The sequence below is a fragment of the Salmonella sp. SAL4457 genome, assembly GCF_046548235.1.
In the GTDB taxonomy this organism is placed as follows: domain Bacteria; phylum Pseudomonadota; class Gammaproteobacteria; order Enterobacterales; family Enterobacteriaceae; genus Salmonella; species Salmonella enterica.
Genome location: NZ_JBGDZO010000122.1, coordinates 1 through 377, shown reverse-complemented (window position 1 = coordinate 377; position 377 = coordinate 1). Strand labels below are relative to the sequence as shown.

Sequence of the window (377 nt, the reverse complement as noted above, 5' to 3'; positions counted from 1 at the left end):
CACAGATGCCTTTCGGCGCCATCGCCGCTCCGGCGGGGGAGAAAGCCTTCATCGCCGAAAGCGAACGCTTCAAGGTCTTCGGCAACTGATCGGCCGAGATCGCCGTAGAAAAGCCCCGCCTCGTCGCGGGGCTTTTTCTTTCCCCCGCGCCTCAGCCGCGACGCACCGCCGGCCTCGGCAGGCGCACGCTCCAACCCTGCTGCATGCCTGCCGCGGCGAGCAGGATGGCGGCCACGCCAAGCCACTGGGCCAGGCTCAGGCGATGTTCGAAGACCAGCCAGTCCACCAGGATCGCCGCGACCGGATAGATGAAGGACAAGGCACCGGTCAGCGCCGTCGGCAATTTCTGAATGGCGCCGTAGAGCAGTACGTACATC

1 protein-coding gene is annotated in these 377 nt (G+C 65.8%); it reads right to left on the bottom strand.

The window, feature by feature from the left end; all coding sequences use genetic code 11:
• Positions 1-151 precede the first annotated feature (151 nt).
• The coding region (locus ACLJNW_RS23525) for an EamA family transporter (RefSeq protein ID WP_410961130.1) at positions 152-377 on the bottom strand (226 nt) is incomplete at its 5' end.